Annotated in this window: 18 protein-coding genes; 5 read left to right on the top strand and 13 right to left on the bottom strand. The window is 65.9% G+C overall.

The window, feature by feature from the left end; translation table 11 throughout:
• Nucleotides 1-55: 55 nt before the first annotated feature.
• From KTR40_RS05600 to KTR40_RS05545, 12 genes are all read right to left on the bottom strand, one after another.
• Nucleotides 56-685, bottom strand: a complete 630-nt coding sequence (locus tag KTR40_RS05600; protein WP_228405557.1) for a DedA family protein — start codon at nt 683-685, stop codon at nt 56-58.
• 6 nt (nt 686-691) lie between these two features.
• Nucleotides 692-2035, bottom strand: a complete 1344-nt coding sequence (locus KTR40_RS05595; protein WP_228405556.1) for a thymidine phosphorylase — start codon at nt 2033-2035, stop codon at nt 692-694.
• Entirely contained in the window at nt 2032-2475 is a 444-nt protein-coding gene (locus KTR40_RS05590; RefSeq protein WP_370633173.1) for a cytidine deaminase, read from the bottom strand. Before KTR40_RS05590 ends, KTR40_RS05595 begins: the two co-directional genes overlap by 4 nt.
• Nucleotides 2462-3784: an ABC transporter permease gene (locus tag KTR40_RS05585; protein WP_228405554.1), complete on the bottom strand. Its 1323-nt coding sequence runs from the start codon at nt 3782-3784 to the stop codon at nt 2462-2464. Before KTR40_RS05585 ends, KTR40_RS05590 begins: the two co-directional genes overlap by 14 nt.
• Nucleotides 3781-5154 (bottom strand): ABC transporter permease, encoded by a 1374-nt coding sequence (locus KTR40_RS05580; protein ID WP_228405553.1) that lies wholly within the window; start codon nt 5152-5154, stop codon nt 3781-3783. Before KTR40_RS05580 ends, KTR40_RS05585 begins: the two co-directional genes overlap by 4 nt.
• A complete protein-coding gene (locus tag KTR40_RS05575) occupies nt 5147-6733 on the bottom strand; it encodes an ABC transporter ATP-binding protein (protein WP_228405552.1) in 1587 nt (528 codons plus the stop codon). The genes KTR40_RS05580 and KTR40_RS05575 overlap by 8 nt, the downstream gene beginning before the upstream one ends.
• A gap of 178 nt (nt 6734-6911) precedes the next feature.
• Nucleotides 6912-8021 carry a BMP family protein gene (locus KTR40_RS05570; RefSeq protein ID WP_228405551.1) on the bottom strand — a complete coding sequence of 370 codons (1110 nt, stop codon included), beginning with the start codon at nt 8019-8021 and terminating at the stop codon, nt 6912-6914.
• Nucleotides 8022-8289: 268 nt separating this feature from the next.
• A complete protein-coding gene (locus KTR40_RS05565) occupies nt 8290-9300 on the bottom strand; it encodes an NADP-dependent oxidoreductase (protein WP_228405550.1) in 1011 nt (336 codons plus the stop codon).
• Nucleotides 9297-9725, bottom strand: a complete 429-nt coding sequence (locus KTR40_RS05560; protein ID WP_228405549.1) for an organic hydroperoxide resistance protein — start codon at nt 9723-9725, stop codon at nt 9297-9299. The genes KTR40_RS05565 and KTR40_RS05560 overlap by 4 nt, the downstream gene beginning before the upstream one ends.
• Before the next feature lie 44 nt (nt 9726-9769).
• Nucleotides 9770-10204 carry a MarR family winged helix-turn-helix transcriptional regulator gene (locus KTR40_RS05555; protein WP_228405548.1) on the bottom strand — a complete coding sequence of 145 codons (435 nt, stop codon included), beginning with the start codon at nt 10202-10204 and terminating at the stop codon, nt 9770-9772.
• 101 nt (nt 10205-10305) lie between these two features.
• Nucleotides 10306-11505 carry an amidohydrolase gene (locus KTR40_RS05550; RefSeq protein ID WP_228405547.1) on the bottom strand — a complete coding sequence of 400 codons (1200 nt, stop codon included), beginning with the start codon at nt 11503-11505 and terminating at the stop codon, nt 10306-10308.
• Between the two features lie 56 nt (nt 11506-11561).
• On the bottom strand, nt 11562-12695 hold the full coding sequence (locus KTR40_RS05545; protein ID WP_228405546.1) for a mannose-1-phosphate guanylyltransferase: 1134 nt from the start codon (nt 12693-12695) through the stop codon (nt 11562-11564).
• Between the two features lie 328 nt (nt 12696-13023).
• Here KTR40_RS05545 and sdhC point away from each other — a divergent pair, with 328 nt between their 5' ends.
• From sdhC to KTR40_RS05520, 5 genes are all read left to right on the top strand, one after another.
• Nucleotides 13024-13359: a succinate dehydrogenase, cytochrome b556 subunit gene (gene sdhC, locus KTR40_RS05540; RefSeq protein WP_240793632.1), complete on the top strand. Its 336-nt coding sequence runs from the start codon at nt 13024-13026 to the stop codon at nt 13357-13359.
• Nucleotides 13360-13362: 3 nt separating this feature from the next.
• Nucleotides 13363-13836, top strand: a complete 474-nt coding sequence (locus tag KTR40_RS05535; RefSeq protein ID WP_139028478.1) for a succinate dehydrogenase hydrophobic membrane anchor subunit — start codon at nt 13363-13365, stop codon at nt 13834-13836.
• Between the two features lie 108 nt (nt 13837-13944).
• Nucleotides 13945-15744, top strand: coding sequence for a succinate dehydrogenase flavoprotein subunit (gene sdhA, locus KTR40_RS05530; protein WP_139028477.1), 1800 nt, complete (start codon nt 13945-13947; stop codon nt 15742-15744).
• A gap of 1 nt (nt 15745) precedes the next feature.
• Complete coding sequence (locus KTR40_RS05525; RefSeq protein WP_139028476.1) at nt 15746-16528, top strand: succinate dehydrogenase iron-sulfur subunit; 783 nt, start codon at nt 15746-15748, stop codon at nt 16526-16528.
• A gap of 96 nt (nt 16529-16624) precedes the next feature.
• Entirely contained in the window at nt 16625-17395 is a 771-nt protein-coding gene (locus KTR40_RS05520) for a S9 family peptidase (RefSeq protein ID WP_139028475.1), read from the top strand.
• On the opposite strand, the gene KTR40_RS05515 is transcribed toward KTR40_RS05520, so the two are convergent.
• The gene (locus KTR40_RS05515) at nt 17352-18344 is read right to left on the bottom strand and encodes a YihY/virulence factor BrkB family protein (protein ID WP_228405545.1); all 993 of its coding nucleotides are present in this window, start codon (nt 18342-18344) and stop codon (nt 17352-17354) included. The two genes, KTR40_RS05520 and KTR40_RS05515, sit on opposite strands and share 44 nt — an antisense overlap.
• Between the last annotated feature and the right edge of the window lie 91 nt (nt 18345-18435).

Raw genomic sequence — 18435 nt, 5'->3', positions numbered from 1 at the left:
CCCACGGCCAAGGCGCGATTCGCTACGCCCTGGCCTTTACGGAACAACGCTTCAGCTACGCTTCCGGTTCCTTCATCCGCTCCACCATCGGAGGCCTCCGGCGCAGGCGGTTGATGACCATGTCCACCACGATCCCCAGGGCCACGGCGCACACAATGGCGATGGCTGCCCCCAAGAGGTGGTTGTCCTCGAACCACTGCCCGAAAAACAGCCCGATCCCCACGGAGTACCCGGCCCAGAGAGTCGCCGAAAGAACGGTGAGGCCGATGAAACGCAGGTGGGGATAATGCGTGAAGCCCGCGGTGAGGTTCACTGCCACCCTGCCGATCGGAACGAACCTGGCCACGAGGATGAGCGAGGCCGGGCGCTTCCGCAGTTCCCGGCCTGCCCACCGGAAGGCGCTCTGCATCCGGGAGTTCCGCATCCATCCCCATCTCCTGGTGCCAACCCTGCGGCCGATCAGGTAGGCGATGTTGTCCCCCGAAAAGGCCCCCAGCGCCGCCACCAGCATCAGGACCCAGGGGTTGGGAACGTCGGCGGTGGCGGCAACAGCTGCGAGGCCCACCACCACCGATTCGCTGGGGATGGGCGGAAAGAAGCCGTCAATGACGCAGCAGGCCAGCACCAGGACCAACACCCAGGGCTGCCCGGCTGCGGCGAGGATGAAGTCATTGATGGCCTGCATGGATCACTATGCTATTCGGTCGATGACCAGCCGCTGCGCGGGCCGGGATCCCTCGGGCGCAATGACCACCGCATGCTCCAACGCCTCCCTGGCCCGCGCGAACCGTTCGGGCGTGTCAGTGAGCAGGGTCATCAGGGGCTCACCGGCCCGGACCACGGCGCCGGGCTTGGCATGCATGCGGACGCCGGCGCCCGCCTGCACGGCGTCCTCCTTGCGGGCACGTCCGGCTCCCAGGCGCCAGGCTGCCACACCCACGGCCAGGGCATCCAGTTCCACGAGCACCCCGTCCGCGGGGGCGTAGACAACCTCGGACTCACGGGCCACCGGGAGCTTGGCCCGCGGGTCGCCGCCCTGGGCCTCGATCATGCGGTTCCAGACGTCCATGGCGCGGCCGTCCTTGAGGGCGGCGGCCGGATCGGCGCCGGACACTCCTGCGGAGGCGAGCATTTCCTCGGCGAGCCTGACAGTCAGCTCCACCACGTCCTCCGGGCCGCCGCCGGCCAGCACCTCCACGGATTCTTCGACCTCGATGGCGTTGCCCGCGGTCAGACCCAGCGGGGTGTCCATGTTGGTCAGCAGTGCCACGGTGTTCACTCCCGCGTCCTTGCCGAGCGCCACCATGGTCTCGGCAAGCTCGCGGGCCCTGGCCTCATCCTTCATGAACGCGCCACTGCCCACCTTGACGTCCAGGACCAGTGACCCGGTCCCCTCCGCAATCTTCTTGCTCATGATGGAGGAGGCAATCAAGGGAATGGCTTCAACCGTGCCGGTGACGTCCCGCAGCGCGTAAAGCTTCCTGTCCGCCGGGGCCAGCCCCGCGCCCGCCGCGCAGATGACGGCACCGACGTCCTGGAGCTGGGCCAGGATCTCGTCATTGGAAAGGTTGGCGCGCCAGCCCGGGATGGATTCGAGCTTGTCCAGGGTGCCGCCGGTGTGGCCAAGGCCCCGGCCGGAGAGCTGCGGAACGGCAACCCCGAAGACCGCAACCAAAGGCGCGAGCGGCAGGGTGATCTTGTCCCCCACCCCGCCGGTGGAGTGCTTGTCCGACGTGTACTTCAGGCCGCCGTCGGGCCTGCGGAGGCTGGAGAAGTCCATCCGTTCACCAGAGGCGATCATGGCGGCCGTCCACCGGGCGATCTCGGTGCGGTCCATGCCGTTGAGCAGGATGGCCATGTTCAGGGCTGCCATTTGCTCGTCCGCGATGGCGCCGCGGGTGTAGGCGTCGATGGTCCAGTCGATCTGCTCCGGGCTGAGGGTGCCCTTGTCCCGTTTGATGCGGATGATGTCGACGGCATCGAACGGTTCGGCAATGTTGTCCACTGCGCGGGTCTCTGTCACCTTGTGAGTCACTGTGCTTCCTTCAGGTGTTCGGGACCGAAGGCGTCGGGCAACACCTGGTCCATGGACTTGATGCCTTGGGTGGTCATGAGCTCCATGCCCGGGCCGCGGAACTCGTACAGCAACTGGCGGCAGCGGCCGCAGGGCATGAGGACATTGCCGCTTCCATCCACGCAGTAAAAGGCGCGCAGCAGCCCGCCGCCGGTCATGTGCAGGTTGCCCACCAGTGCGCACTCGGCGCAGAGGGTGAGGCCGTAGCTGGCATTCTCAACATTGCAGCCGCTCACGACGCGGCCGTCGTCGGTCAGTGCCGCCGCGCCCACCGGGAACTTCGAGTAGGGAACGTAGGCGTGGCGCATGGCGGCGACGGCGGCGGCTTCCAGCACGGCCCAGTCGATCGCCTGTGCCGTGCCTGCGCTCGTAGTGCTGTCCACGCCGTCAGCCCTTGACATAGGGGATGCCGCTGGCCGCCGGCCCCCGGGATCTGCCCACCAGCCCGGCCACGGCAAGGACGGTCACCAGGTACGGAAGCATGGCCATGAACTGGCTTGGAACGGGTGTGCCGATGATCGTGACGATGCTCTGGAGGTTGTCCGCGAACCCGAAGAGGAGGGCTGCGAAGAAGGCTCCGATCGGGTTCCACCGGCCGAAGATCAGGGCCGCCAGGGCTATGAAGCCGCGGCCGCCGGAGATCTCTTTGGTAAAGCTGTCGATCGCCACCAGGGTGAAGAACGAACCGCCGATGCCGGCAACCGCCCCGCCAAGGGTGACGTTCCAGAACCTGGTGGCATTCACGTTGATGCCCAGGGTGTCGGCGGCCTGCGGGTGTTCGCCGACGGCCCGCACCCGGAGGCCCCAGCGCGTCTTGAACAGGCCCACCCATACCACCAGGACGGCGATGTACATGAGGTAGCCCACCAGGGACTGCCGGAAGAGGATGGGGCCGATGACGGGGATGCTGGACAGGACGGGAATTTCGATGATGTCCAGCCCCGGCGGCGAGTTGAACTGCGCCTTGTTCGCCTGCATGACCGTGCTGAAGAGGAACCCGGTCACGCCCGAAACCAGCACATTCAGGACAACGCCCACGATGATTTGGTTCACCAGGTACTTGATGCTGAACAGTGCCAGCACCATGGATACCACCGCGCCGGCCACAGCGGCCGCCAGCAGGCCGATGAACGGGTTCCGGGTCATGCTGGCCACAATGGCGGCGGTGAAGGCGCCGCCCAGCAGCTGGCCTTCGATGGCGATATTGACCACGCCCACCCGTTCGCAGAGGACACCGGACAGTGATCCGAATACCAGCGGAACGGCGAGGGTCACCGAGCCGGCGATGAGGCCCGCCAGGGAGATGTTCGGGGTGCGGGCGCCGCCCACCACCCAGATGAGGAACGCGGCCACGAACAGGACGATGAACGTCACCGTCAACCAGCCCGGGGCCGGCATGCCCTTGGTCTTGAGGTACACCGCATAGGCGGCGAGCCCCAGCAGGAGGATGGACAGCACGATGCCTCCGGCGGCCGCATTGACCGCGAGGGCTGGCAGCTGGAAGAAGTCCTCCCCGGTGGAGATGCCAAAACTGGCGGTCTGGTTGGGGGCCATGAGGCCAAAGAACACCAGGGCGATCAGGCCGAAGGCCGCGAGCATCGCCGGCGTCCGCCAGGTGACGGGTTTGGTGGAGACGGCGGAACCTGCCTTCGTTGAGGCGTCCTTCGGCTGCGGCTTTCCGGAGCGGGGCGAGGAAACTGTTGTGCTCATGCTGCACCTCCGGTGGTTGCTGCCTTGCGGGACTTGGCGGCCTTGGCCGGCTTCCTGCGCTGCGGATTGAGGCCGAACACGGCCCTGACGAGGGGCGGTGCTGCGATAAAGAGCACGATCAGGGACTGGACCACCAGGACGATGTCGATGGGCGTGCCGGTCTGGATCTGCATCTGGACTGCCCCCGCGCGGAAGGCGCCGAACAGCAGGCCGGCAGCGAAGGTGCCCCACGGCGTCGAACGCCCCAGCAGGGCCACTGTGATGGCATCAAAGCCATAGGTGGCGGCAACGCCGTCGGTGAGGACCTTCTCGGTGCCCGCCACCTGCGCGACGCCGGACATGCCCGCCAGCCCGCCGGCGAGGGCCATCACCAGGATGGTGGAGCGGGACACGTTGATGCCCGCCGTCTGCGCCGCCTTGGGGTTTGCCCCAACTGCGCGGAATTCGAAGCCGACGGTGGACCGGTTCAGGAGCCACCAAACCAGGACGGTGGCGGCGATGGCCAGGAGGAAGCCGAGGTGGAGCCGGTACTGGGTGCCGAAGATCTGCGGGTAGACCGCTGTGGGGTCCAGGATGGGCGAGATGGGGTTCGACTCCCCCGGCCGCTGGAACGCCGGTGTGTTCAGCAGGTACCGCAGGAAGTACAGCGCGATGTAGTTGAACATGATGGTCAGGATGACCTCGTGGGCCCCGGTGCGGGCTTTGAGGAGCCCGACCAGCCCGCCCCAGAAGGCCCCGCCGATGATCCCGGCCACCAGGACCAGGAGCAGGTGCAGGCCCATCGGCAGGTCGAGCGCGAAACCAACCCAGGCGGCCAGGATGCCTGCCACGATGATCTGGCCTTGGGCGCCGATGTTGAACAGCCCGGCGCGGAAGGCCAGTGCCACGCCCAGGCCCGCCGTGATGAGCGGGGTGGCGATGGTGAGGGTCTCCATGAACGGCGCGAATTGGGCCGCAAGGCTGTTGCCGCGGGGGTTGAAGACCGAGCCCTGGAACAAGGCGACGTAGGACCGCGTGGCCGCGTTCCAGACGGCAGAGAGGAAGTCGGTGGGCCGCGCGAAGAGGTATGTGGAGGTGGTGGCCACCTGCTTGTCCGTGCTGGCGATGAGCAGCCCGCCGATAATGAGGGCCAGCAGGACCGCCAGGACGGAGACCATGCCGCTGCCGGTGAAGATTTTCCGGAGCACAGTATCGGGACCGCCGGGGATCTTCCCGCTTTGCGCGGTGGCGGGAACTGCGGAAGGTCCCATGGCACCGCCGGCGGTATCAACGGATACGACGGCGGCCGTCCGGTCATCCGTCGCGGCGGGCTCCTGCGCTTCGGGGCCGGGCTCGCCGGCGGCGTGCTTGGGGGAATGCGTGTCAGACATGGTCGCCTCCTTCGGCGTCGGATGCGGAAGCCGTGGTGGCGGCGGAACTGTGTTCACTGCCTGTTGGCGCGGGATGTTCCTCCGGCGGGATGCCGGCCATCATGAGGCCCAGGACGTCTCGGCTGGTTCCGGCCGGAACCACGCCCACCAGTTTGCCCTTGTAGAGCACGGCAATCCTGTCGGCCAGTTCCATCACCTCGTCAAGCTCCGTGGAGACGATCATGACGGGCGTTCCGTGGTCGCGTTCAGCCACGATCCGCTTGTGCAGGAATTCGATGGATCCCACGTCCACGCCACGGGTGGGCTGGGAAGCGATAAACAGGCGCAGCGGCCGGGAGAGTTCGCGGGCCATCACCACCTTCTGCTGGTTGCCGCCGGAAAGCGTTCCGGCAGCAAGGGCTCCTGAAGGGGTCCGGACATCGAATTCCTCGATCCGGCTATTGGCGTTTTCCAGCACCTTGGCCGGGCTCATGCTGATGCCATTGGCAAAGGGGGCTTGATCGTACCGGTCCAAAATCAGGTTCTCGGCAATCGAAAAAGTGCCGATAAGGCCGTCAACGGAGCGGTCCTCGGGCACGAAGCCCACGCCTGCGTTCAGCACCTCCTTGACGCTGCGGCCCACGAGCTCCTGCCCATCCAGCAGGATGGAACCGTGCACCCGGTCCTGCAGGCCCAGGATCGCCTCCGTCAGCTCGGTCTGGCCATTCCCCTGGACGCCGGCAATCGCCAGGATCTCGCCCCGGGCTATCTCAAAACTCAGGCCGTCCACTACGTGCTGGCCGTTGGGGGCGATGACGGTGAGGTCCCGGACCTCGAAAGTCTTCTCCTTCGGCTGGGCCGGCGCCTTGTCCAGTTTGAGGTTGACTGCACGGCCCACCATCATGGAGGCCAGTTCGGTAGTGGACGCCGCAGGGTCAGCGGTGCCAACCACTTTGCCGCGGCGGATCACCGTGATGGTGTCCGAGACTGCCTTCACTTCCCGCAGCTTGTGGGAAATGAAGACGATGGACGTTCCGCCGGACTTGAGCTGGCGCATGATGTCCAGCAGCTCGTCCGTTTCCTGCGGTGTCAGGACGGCGGTGGGTTCGTCCAGGATGAGGACCTTGGCGTTGCGGACCAGTGCCTTGATGATTTCCACGCGTTGCTGCACGCCCACCGGCAGGTCCTCCACCAGGGCGTCCGGGTCCACGTCGAAACCGTACTGGTCCGAGATCTCCTTGATCCGGCGGCGCGTTTCGTCCAGGTTGAGGAAGCCGGCCGCCTTGGTGGGCTCGGCGCCGAGCGCCACGTTCTCGGCGACGGTGAAGACAGGGACCAGCATGAAGTGCTGGTGCACCATCCCGATGCCCGCCGCCATGGCGTCCCCCGGCCCGCGGAAGGAAACAGGTTTGCCGTCAACAAGGATCTCGCCCTCGGACGGCTCGTAAAGCCCGTACAGCACATTCATGAGGGTGGATTTCCCCGCCCCGTTCTCACCCAGCAGGCAGTGGATCTGTCCGGGCTCCACCACCACGTCGATGTGGTCGTTGGCCACCAGGGTGCCAAAGCGTTTAGTAATCCCTCTGAGTTCAAGTTTCAAAACTCTGACCAATCTCGATGCGTCCGGTGATCGACCGGACGGGACATGTGGCTGCAGCACCAAGCCTAGTGGGTGCAGTGATGGGAAAGGCAGGCTGCGGCCCGGTAGGGGCAGCCAGCAAAAAAGCGCCACCGCCCGGCCAGTCGGTAACCGGCCGGGGGTGGCGCTCAGGCGGGGGTCAGGCCTTGGGGCTTGCCGCGGACTCGACCTTCAGCTTGCCGTCGATGATGTCCTTCTTGATCTGGTCCAGCTCGGACTTCAGTTCGGCCGGGACCTGGGAGTCGAGGTCGTGGAACGGCGCCAGCTGGACGCCCTCGTTGGCCAGGGTGCCAACGTACGGCGTGTTGCTGAACTTGCCTTCCTTGTCCTCCTTGACGACTGCCTCCACGGCGTCGCCCATCTGCTTCATGACTGAGGAGAGCATGATGTCCTTGTAGTCAGGCGCCGTGAGGAAGCCGTCGGAGTCAACCCAGATCAGCTTGACGTCCTTGCCGGCGGCCTTGGCTTCCTTGAGGGCGGAGCCCGCGCCCTTGCCGACCGGACCGGCCACGGGCATCACGATGTCCGCGCCCTGGTCCAGGAAGTTCTGGGTCAGCTGCTTGCCGACGTCCTGCTTCTCGAAGTCGCCGGTGAAGCTGCCGTCCTGGGCTTCCTTGTTCCAGCCAAGGAGCTTGACGTCCTTGCCCTTCTTTTCGTTGTAGTACTTCACGCCGTCAGCGTAGCCGTCCATGAAGATGGTGACGGTGGGGAGCTTGATGCCGCCGAACGTGGCAACCGTCCCGGTCTTGGTGGTCCCTGCGGCGAGGTAGCCGGCAAGGAAGGCTGCCTGGGCGGTGTCATAGATGATCGGCTTGACGTTGCTGATGGGCGTCGCGTAGCCGAAGTCGATGATGGCGAAGTGGCTGTCCGGGTTGGCCGTGGCCTGTGCCTTGGTGGCGTCGCCCAGCAGGAAGCCCACAGTGACGGTGAGGTCGCACCCTGCGGTGACCATCGCGCGGAGGTTGGGTTCGAAGTCGTTGTTGGTCTTGGACTCCACCTGGTTGACCTTGATGCCCAGGTCCTTCTCGGCCTTCTTGAGGCCCTCGTAGGAGGACTGGTTGAAGGACTGGTCATCGAATCCGCCGGAGTCGGACACGATGCAGCCGGTGTAGTCGCTGGCCCCGGCTGTCGAGCCGCTGCCCGCCTCGGGGGGCGCACCACAGCCGGCCAGCACGAGCGCGGTGGCGCCCATCGTGGCCAGTCCCGCAACTGAACCGCGCTTGAAACCTGCACGCAGTGAGTTCTTCAATTTTCCTCCAGGATGAAGAGAGTGGCGCTACGGCTCGAATTCAATGAGTGTCCGTTTCTGCACTGAAATTCTGTTTTCACTGAGGGCACGCAGCGCTGCGCCGGAGCGCACTGATGCCACCCACTTTAGTGGCCTGCGCCACGTCCCATCAGCACGGCCGCAGGCTATCCCGAAGATTGTTTACAAGTTGTTACCAACCAGTAGGGGCACCGCCCCCAAGCGGCACCCCCACTGGTGTTTCAGGGCCGCCGGTTGTGGCGGCACCTGGCTAAAGGCGGACCAGCATCTTCCCGGTGTTCGCCCCGTCCAGGAGGTCCATGAACGCCTGCGGGGCGTTCTCCAGCCCGTCCACGATCGTCTCGTCATAGCGGACGGTGCCGTCAGCCAGCCAGCCCGCCATCTTTCCCGCGAACTCCGCGGCATGCTGCCGCTGGCCGCCCACCAGGAAGCCCTTGAGCGTGAGCTGCTTGCCGATGGCCAGCATCAGGTTGCGGGGCGCAGGCGTCGGTTCGGTGGAGTTGTACTGGGCAATGGCCCCGCACATTGCCACGCGCCCGCCCACGTTGAGGACGGCCAATGCCGCCTCGAGGTGCTCGCCGCCCACGTTGTCGAAATAGACGTCGATGCCGCCGGGGCCGGCGGCCTTTTCGAGCTGGCCGCGTACGGGCCCGTCGTGGTAATCGAAGGCTGCGTCGAAGCCCAGCTCGAGGAGCCGAGCCACTTTGGCCGGCGAACCTGCCGAGCCGATGACGCGGGAGGCTCCCATTGCCTTTGCTATCTGGCCTACGAGCGAACCGACGGCTCCTGCTGCGCCGGAGACAAAGACCGCGTCTCCCGGGCTGAACTCGGCTACTTTGAGCAACCCTGCGTAGGCGGTGAGTCCGGTCATGCCCAGCGCGCCGAGGAAGGCCGACGCCGGCGCCAGGTCCGTGCGGACAGTTTTCGTGGCGGCCGCGTCCACCACCGCATAGTCGCGCCACCCAAGGGAATGCACGACGACGTCCCCCTCCTTGAGCCCGCCGGAACGGGACGCGACCACCTCACCCACCGCGCCGCCGTCGAGCGCTTTATCCAGGGCGAAGGGCGCTGCATAGGACTTCACGTCATTCATGCGCCCACGCATGTACGGGTCGACGGACATGAACAGGTTCCGCACCAGGACCTCGCCGTCACGGAGTTCGGGCAGCCGCGCTTCAGCCAGTCGGAAGTTCCCCGGCACGGGCCGGCCCACCGGGCGGGAGGCGAGCTGGATTTCGCGGGCGGTTGCGGGAAGGCTCATACGGCGAACTCCAGGATCTTGATGTCAACGGTGATGTTGCCGCGGGTGGCGTTGGAGTAGGGGCAGATTTCGTGCGCCTTGGCCACCAGCTCCCCGGCGGCTGCCAGGTCCATGGCAGGGAGCGCCACTTCCAGTTCAGCGGCGAGCCCGAGGCCGGCGCCGTCCAGCTGGCCCAGGTGCACTTTGGCGGCAACGGCGGAATCCGTCAGGTCGGCGCGTTCCTTGCGGCCCACCAGTCGGAGTGCCGAGTGGAAGCACGCGGCGTAGCCGGCGGCGAAGAGCTGCTCCGGGTTGGTGCCCTGGCCCGTTCCGCCGAGCTCCACGGGGCTGGCGAGGCTGACGTCAAGCTTGCCGTCGCTGGTGCGCGCGGTGCCGTCGCGCCCTTCGCCCGAGGCAAGGGCCTGGGCAGTGTAAAGAGTCTTCACGGTAAATCCGTCCTTGTAGGGGTGGGAGAAATGTCGACGATGCGTCAGTGGGCCGCATGGAGGGCGGCGGTGAGCTTGCCGAGCGTCCGGCGCAGCTGCTCGAGCTCCGCGGCGGAAAGTCCGGCGGCATCCGCCAGCCGCTGCGGGATGGCTGCCGCGGGGCCGCTCAGGCTGCGGCCCGCGGTGGTCAGGTGGATGGCTACGCGCCGTTCATCCTCGCCCGAGCGGCGGCGCTCCACCAGCCCCAGGGCTTCCAGCCGCTTCAGCAGCGGCGAAAGGGTGCCGGAGTCCAAACCGAGTTCCTCGCCGATTTCCTTCACGCCGCGCGGTTCGTTCTCCCAGAGCACCAGCATCACCAGGTACTGCGGATAGGTCAGGCCCAGTTCCTCAAGGACCGGACGGTAGACGGCGGTGGCGGCCCTGGAGGCGGAATAGAGCGCGAAGCAAACCTGGCGGTCCAGCCGCGGGGCATCAGTCATGGTTCAACCATAGGGCACAAGTAAGTTGTGCACAACTTACTTGTGCCCTCAGCCGCCCTCGAAGCGCGCAGGAGGTACGACGGCGGCGTCCGCCCCTCGGATTACAGGTCGCGGATGGTGCGCAGCGCCGCTGCGGTAAGAACCCGGATGCCCAGGCCGAGGGCCCGCTCGTCCACGATGTAGTCCCCGCGGTGGAGGTCGTATTCCTCGCCGCCGGGCGTCTTGGTGCCCAGGCGCATCATGGCTCCGGGAAGTTCGGCCAGGAACCAGGCGAAGTCCTCCCCGCCCATGGACTGCGGCGTCAGCACCACGGCGCTTTCCCCGATTTCGGCGCGGGCAGCCGCCTCGATGATGGCGGTCTCATGCTCCGAGTTCACCACCGGCGGCACTCCCCTGGTGTGTTCCAGGCGCACGTCCACGCCGTAGGGCGCAGCCACCTGGTGGACAACCTCGTCAAGGAGCTCTCCGGCTTCATGCCACGCGTCGCGGTCCAGGCACCGCATGGTTCCTGCCATGTAGCCGGTGCCGGGAATCGCATTGGGTGCTGAACCTGCGGAGATCTGTCCCCACACCACGGACACGCCGCTGCGGACATCCACGCGGCGGGAGAGGACGGCGGGCACGTTCACCGCAATCTGGGCGAGCGCGAACACCAGTTCCTCGGTCAGGTGCGGGCGCGACGTGTGGCCGCCGCGGCCGGAAAGTTCGATCCGGATGGTGTCCGAGGCGGACGTGATGGCGCCGATGCGCGTCCCGATTTTGCCCACGTCGATCCGGGGATCGCAGTGCAGGGCGAGGATCCGCGGCACGCCGTCCAGCACGCCCTGCTCGATGCAGGAGTGGGCGCCGCCGGGCATGGTTTCCTCGGCCGGCTGGAAGATGATGCGGACAGTGGCGCCCAGCGGCTCGTCCTGGTGCATCCGGTGCAGCACCAGGGCGATGCCCAGCATAGTGGTGGTGTGGACGTCGTGGCCGCAGGCGTGGGTTACGCCGTGGTTCTTCGAGGCGAACGGCAGGCCGGTCTCCTCGATGATGGGCAGGGCGTCGATGTCGCCGCGCAGGGCGGTGGCGATGGGCCCTTCGCCCACATCTACGGTGAGTCCGGTCCCCTCCAGGCGGCGGGGGGTGAGGCCGGCAGCCTCAAGCCGCTCAGCAAGCTTGTCGGTGGTGCGGAATTCCTTGAAGGAGAGTTCCGGGTGCGCGTGCAGGTCCCTGCGGAAGTCGATCAGTTCCGGCAGGAGCGGCTCGAGCCACGGAGCCACCAGGGCGGTGGGCTCGGCTTCAGTAGTGTAATTGCGCACTGCTTCACTCTAGCGAGGGTGGCGGCATTAGCGGCCATCACGGTCGCCGCGTTACATCAGAGGACGTCTGTATCGCCGCTGGCCTTGAGGGCGTCAACGGCGGCCTTGACCCGCTGGGAGTTGGCCATGGTGGTCACCAGCAGCGCGTCCGGCGTGTCCACGATGACCACGTCCTGGATCCCGATCAGGGCGATCACCCGCTTGGTGTCGGTCACAACCACGCCGCTGGAGTTTTCCGTGAAGACGCGCGCGCCTTCCCCCAGCACCGTGACGTCGTCAACCTCCTTGGCACTGTTGAGCCGGCCCACGGAGGCGAAGTCGCCGACGTCATCCCAGCGGAAGGAACCAGGTACGACGGCGACGTCCCCGGCTTCTGCGGCAGGCTCGGCCACCGCGTAGTCGATGGCGATCTTCGGCAGGGTGGGCCAGACGCGGGCGGTGACCTCGTCACGCTCAGGGGTGTCCCAGGCCCGTGCGATTTCCTGCAGGCCGCGGAACAGCTCCGGCTGGTTGGCTTCCAGGTGCTTGAGCAGCAGGGCCACGGGTGCCACGAACATGCCCGCGTTCCAGACGTAATTGCCGCTGTCCACGTACTGCTGTGCTACCTGCTCGTCCGGCTTTTCAACGAACTCCACCACGTCCTGGGCGCTCGGAGCGCCTTCAATGTGGAGGGCCTGGCCGGAGCGGATGTAACCGAACCCGGTGGACGGGTGGGTGGGCTTGATGCCGATGGTCACGATCTTGCCGGCGGCGGCGGTGTGGATTGCCTCGCGGACTGCCTGCTGGAACAGGTTGTCCGGGCTGATGACCTGGTCCGCGGCGAAGGAACCCATGATGGTGTCCGGGTCACGCTCGTGCAGGATCGCCGCGGCAAGGCCGATTGCGGCGGCGGAATCCTTCGGCTCCGATTCGAGGACGAGATCCGAATCCCCGACCTCCGGAAGCTGGCGGCACACGGCTTCCCTGTGGGCCTTCCCGGTGACTACCAGCACCTTGCTCCCGGCGAGCGGGTGCAGCCGGTCGTAGGTGGCACGCAGCAGCGTGCTGCCCGAGCCGGTGAGGTCGTGAAGGAACTTGGGAGCTGCGGCGCGTGACAGGGGCCAGAGGCGGGTCCCCACGCCGCCGGCCGGGATCACCGCGATAAAGCGGTCAAGGGGTGATGCCGGGCTTGTCACTTTGTGTGTAATCATCACCGCCTACTTTAGCGGAACGGGCCCTGGGCCCTCCGTCAGGCGGTTTCGGCCCAAGGAGGGCGGCAGTATGGCAGGCTCCCGGCGCCGGTCCGCGGCGAGTGTGTCCTTTGTCTCAAAATTTCGTGGGTTCCGCGCCACTGCTGGTCACCAAGGAACTCCTAAATTGAATAAGCTGTCAGCGAAGCCTAGATTTAGGCCTGAGCTACGAGTGCTCTCGCAGCAGGCGTTCCCCCCGCGTGGATCTCATGCCAGCGCCGCTGTGTTGCAGGGAGGTTTATCAGTGCCGACAAAACCAGCTGGCACCTTGTACCGCGGCCGTGAAGGCATGTGGTCTTGGGTAGGACACCGTATTACCGGTGTAGTGATCTTTTTCTTCTTGTTGGTCCACGTATTGGACACCTCCTTGGTGCGCGTGTCTCCCGAGGCCTACACCACCGTGATCGGTGCCTACAAGAACCCCCTCATGGCCCTGGGCGAGACCGGCCTTGTCGCCGCCATCGTCTTCCACGCCTTTAACGGCCTGCGGATCATCGCGGTTGACTTCTGGAAGAAGGGTGCCAAGTACCAGCGGCAGATGCTGTGGGCAGTCCTGGCCCTCTGGCTTGTCACCATGGTCGCCTTCGCCATCCGCCACCTGTCCCTCGCCCTGGGAGGGCACTAAGCCATGAGTGCAACCATCGAAAATCCACGTAGTGGACAAATGAGCGGGCGGATCGCCCCGCAGTACCGCCGCCATGGCGGGAGCAAGGGAAACTTCGAGATGATCGCGTGGCTCTTCATGCGGCTCTCCGGCGTGGTCCTTGTGGTCCTGATCTTCGGGCACCTCTTTGTGAACCTCCTGGTCGGCGAGGGCATCCACGCCATCGACTTCGGTTTTGTGGCCGGCAAGTGGGCCGATCCGTTCTGGCAGTTCTGGGACCTCGCAATGCTGTGGCTGGCCATGCTGCACGGAACCAACGGCGTGCGCACCATCATCAACGACTACGCCGAAAAGGACTCGACCCGCCGCTGGCTGAAGACGGTCCTCTACTCGGCCACCGTCGTCATCATTGTCCTGGGCACCCTGGTGATCTTCACCTTCAACCCTTGCCCCGTCGTCGACGGTGTGCCCCTGCCTGGCGGATTCTGCCCTGCCTAGCACCGGCACCATCCCGGGCCCGCGGGTACAACCGCGGGCCCTGTTTTGCGGCGCAGGCAACGCCGGCCCGTTGTTTTATAGCGAATTTTGAGAGAAAGAGCATCTGGTATGCAGGTCCATAAGTACGACGTCGTCATCGTCGGTGCCGGTGGCGCTGGCATGCGCGCCGCGATCGAATCCGGTCAGCGCGCCCGCACAGCAGTACTGACCAAGCTCTACCCCACCCGCTCGCACACCGGTGCGGCGCAGGGTGGCATGTGTGCGGCCCTTGCCAACGTCGAGGAAGACAACTGGGAATGGCACACCTTTGACACCGTTAAGGGCGGCGACTACCTGGTTGACCAGGACGCCGCCGAGGTCATGGCCAAGGAAGCCATCGACGCCGTGCTTGACCTCGAAAAGATGGGCCTGCCGTTCAACCGCACGCCCGAAGGCCGGATTGACCAGCGCCGGTTCGGCGGGCACACCCGCGACCACGGCAAGGCCCCCGTCCGCCGCGCCTGCTACGCCGCGGACCGCACCGGCCACATGATCCTGCAGACCCTGTACCAGAACTGCGTCAAGCACAACGTCGAGTTCTACAACGAGTACTATGTCCTGGACCTGCTGACTGTCGAGGAGGACGCTGTCCGCGCGGACGGTACCCCCTACAAGCAGAAGCGTGTTGCCGGCGTCGTGTCCTATGACCTCGCTTCCGGCGAGCTGCACGTCTTCCAGGCCAAGTCCGTGGTGTTCGCCTCCGGCGGCGCCGGCAAGGTCTTCAAGACCACCTCCAACGCGCACACCTTGACCGGTGACGGCATGGGCATCGCCTTCCGCCGCGGCATCCCCCTGGAGGACATGGAGTTCTTCCAGTTCCACCCCACCGGCCTGGCCGGCCTGGGCATCCTCCTCTCCGAGGCGGCCCGCGGCGAAGGTGCCATCCTGCGCAACTCCGAGGGTGAGCGCTTCATGGAGCGCTACGCCCCCACCATCAAGGACCTGGCGCCCCGCGACATTGTTGCCCGCTCCATGGCCAACGAGGTCCGCGAAGGCCGCGGCTGCGGCCCGAACAAGGACTATGTCCTCCTGGACCTGACGCACCTGGAGCCGGCGCACATTGACGCCAAGCTTCCGGACATCACCGAGTTCGCCCGCACGTACCTCGGCGTTGAGCCCTACACGGAGCCCGTTCCGGTGTTCCCCACGGCGCATTACGCCATGGGCGGCATCCCCACCAACATCACTACCGAGGTCCTGCAGGACAACGACACCGTGGTCCCCGGCCTGTATGCAGCCGGCGAGGTTGCGTGCGTATCTGTCCACGGCTCGAACCGCCTGGGCACCAACTCGCTGCTGGACATCAACGTGTTCGGCAAGCGCGCCGGCATCGCCGCGGCTGAGTACGCCAAGACGGCTGATTTTGTGGAACTGCCGGAGAACCCGCTGGCCTACACCACCGAACTGCTGGATATTGCCCGCAACGGCACCGGCGACGAAAAAGTGGCTGTGATCCGCAAGGAACTCCAGGACACCATGGACGCCAACATGCAGGTGTTCCGCACCGCGGAGACGCTGAACCAGGTGCTCCGCGACATCGCTTCCTTCGAGGAGCGGTACAAGCGGATCAACGTCCAGGACAAGGGCAAGCGCTTCAACCTTGACCTGCTCGAGGCCGTTGAGCTCGGCTTCCTCCTGGAGCTGGCCAAGGTCATGACCGTGGCCGCCCTCTACCGCGAGGAATCCCGCGGCGGACACTTCCGCGAGGACTTCCCGGACCGCAACGACGAAAAATTCATGAAGCACTCCATGGCGTACAAGGATGACCACGCCCCGGCGGACGGATCGGCTGAGTCAATTGCCGGCATCCGCCTGGCCACCAAGCCGGTCGTCTTTACCCGCTACGAGCCGATGGTGAGGAAGTACTAAGATGTCAGCTGAACTTGCTGAGCCAGCCTCAAAGATCGAACTGCCTGCCGGCGTCGGCGGTGGCGGCGAGATCCCCACGTTCGATGTGCACCTGCGCGTCCGCCGGTACAACCCGGAGGTTTCCGAGGAAGCCACCTGGGACGACTTCCACCTGACCATGTACGGCACGGACCGTGTGCTGGATGCCCTGCACAAGGTCAAATGGGAAACGGACGGCACCCTCTCCTTCCGCCGCTCCTGCGCGCACGGTGTGTGCGGGTCGGATGCCATGCGCATCAACGGCCGCAACCGCCTGGCCTGCAAAACACTCCTCAAGGACCTGGACACGTCCAAGCCCATCACGGTGGAGCCCATCAAGGGCCTGCCGGTGGAGAAGGACCTCATCGTGGACATGGAGCCGTTCTTCCAGTCCTACCGCGAGGTCATGCCGTTCCTCATCAACAAGGGGCACGAGCCCACCCGCGAACGCCTGCAGTCCGCCGAGGACCGCGAGCGTTTCGATGACACCACCAAGTGCATCCTCTGTGCTGCGTGCACGTCCTCCTGCCCGGTCTTCTGGACCGACGGCCAGTACTTCGGGCCGGCCGCGATCGTCAACGCGCACCGCTTCATCTTCGATTCCCGTGATGACGCCGGCGACATGCGCCTGGAGATCCTCAACGACAAGGAAGGCGTGTGGCGCTGCCGCACCACCTTCAACTGCTCCGAAGCATGCCCCCGTGGCATCCAGGTGACCCAGGCAATCGCCGAGGTCAAGCAGGCCATTCTCTCCCGCAAGATCTGACAAAGGATTGAGCGGACGACGGCGCCGTCCCCCACTTAAGGGGGAACGGCGCCGTCGTTGTTTCCCGGTTTAGGCGCACAGAAGAAAGGGGACGCCATGTCCCGCTCCGAAAAAGTCAGCTTTGAAGGCTCCACCGGCGAGATGCTCTCGGGAATCATCGATGTTCCGGAGGGGCCCGTCAAGGGCTGGGGAGTTTTCTCGCACGGTTTCACGCTGGGAAAGGACAGCCCGTCCGCGTCCCGGATGTGCAAGGCGTTGGCGGACAGCGGCGTGGGCATGCTCCGGTTCGATAACCTCGGCCTGGGCGGTTCCGCAGGCGAGTGGTCCGCCGGCTCGTTCAGCCACAAGGTGGCGGACACGGTCAGGGCGGCTGAGTTCATGCGGAGCCAGGGGAAGCAGATTTCCCTGCTGGTGGGACACTCCTTCGGCGGCGCGGCCGTCCTGGCTGCCGCACGGGAGATTCCCGAGCTCGACGCCGTCGCTACCGTTGGGGCGCCCTTCTCGCCGAAGCACGTGGCGCACGTGTTCGATGCGGCCCTGGATAAGATCCTGAGTGAGGGCAGTGCCGAGGTGGACCTCGGCGGGAAGCGGGTGGAGATCCGCAAGCACTTCGTGGAGGACCTGGAAAAAGCGGACCTGACGGACTGCATCAAGCAGCTGCACAAGCCGCTGATGGTATTGCACTCCCCCACGGACAACACCGTGGGAATCGAAAACGCCAGTACGATCTTCCAGACAGCCCGCCACCCGCGGAACTTCGTCTCCCTCGAAGGCAGCGACCATCTGCTCACGGGCAAAGGCCAAGCGGCGCGGGCCGCACGCATCATTGCTGCCTGGGCCGACCAATACCTCGACGCCGGGCAGTAGCCGGGGCACCGGCATCGGCATGCGCGGGCACCTTCCCTGGCTGGACCTGGCGGGCGCCCCACGTGCCCTTGTCATGGCCTGTGGAGGCGGTGTGCAGGTCCGCCTCCCGGACGGCCGCCCAGCCGGCTGAAACCAGGTAGGCCTGGCTCACCAGGTTGAACCAGATCAGCAGGCCGATGATGATGGCGAACGGCGCCAGGATGGGATTCCGCCCTGCCCCGGCCAGCAGTTCGGTGCTGAACACCTGGAGGACCGTGGTGCCCACCGCAGCCAGGATGGTTCCCTCCAGCAGGGCGCGGCGGGAAAGTTTCAGGCCGGCCGCCAGCCGAAACATGATGAGGGCAGTTACCCAGTTCAGGACCAGCGGCACTGCGATCTTGATCGATGTGGTGAGCGGGCCGGCAACAGCGTCATCGAGCCGCAGGAAGCCGGTGACCCAGCCGGCGGCGGTTCCAAACACCAGGGACGCTCCGGCGCTGATCACCAGGGCCACGCCCAGCAGCACCAGGGTGCCCGCATCCCGGAGTTTCAGGAGGATGGGGTTGACCAGCAGCGGCGGCAGTTCCAGCACGCCGCGCAGCCCGTCCCGAAGTCCGGCAATCCAGCCCAGGGACGTGATGACCGTGACCACGGCGCCTATCAGGGCTGTCCAGCCAAGCCCGTCCGGGTTCAGCAGGTCCTGGGGGTCAACCAGCCCTTCGCCCCCATTTACCTTGAGGAGGCCCGGCGCACTTTGGGCAACACTGCCGATGATCGTGTCCAGGAGGGCGGGCTGTCCGCGCAGTACCAGGCCGGCAATGGAGAAGCCGGTGGTGAGGAGGCCGGTGATGGAGAAGAACATGTTGAAGCCGATGCCGGCGCTCATCAGCGGACCGTGCTGGAGCGTGTAGTGCCGGAAGGCGCGCATGGGACGAAGGGCGTTAAGGCGGGCCAGAAGCCACTGGACCATGGCCACCAGGCTGGGCACGGGCCCTTTGCCAGCCCTCCGTGCCTTGTTCCACTCCATCCTTTTCTGGATGACCGCGAGCTTCAGGCGGGCG

Source organism: Pseudarthrobacter sp. L1SW (genome assembly GCF_020809045.1).
GTDB lineage: Bacteria > Actinomycetota > Actinomycetes > Actinomycetales > Micrococcaceae > Arthrobacter.
This window is presented reverse-complemented; position numbering and strand designations above follow the sequence as displayed.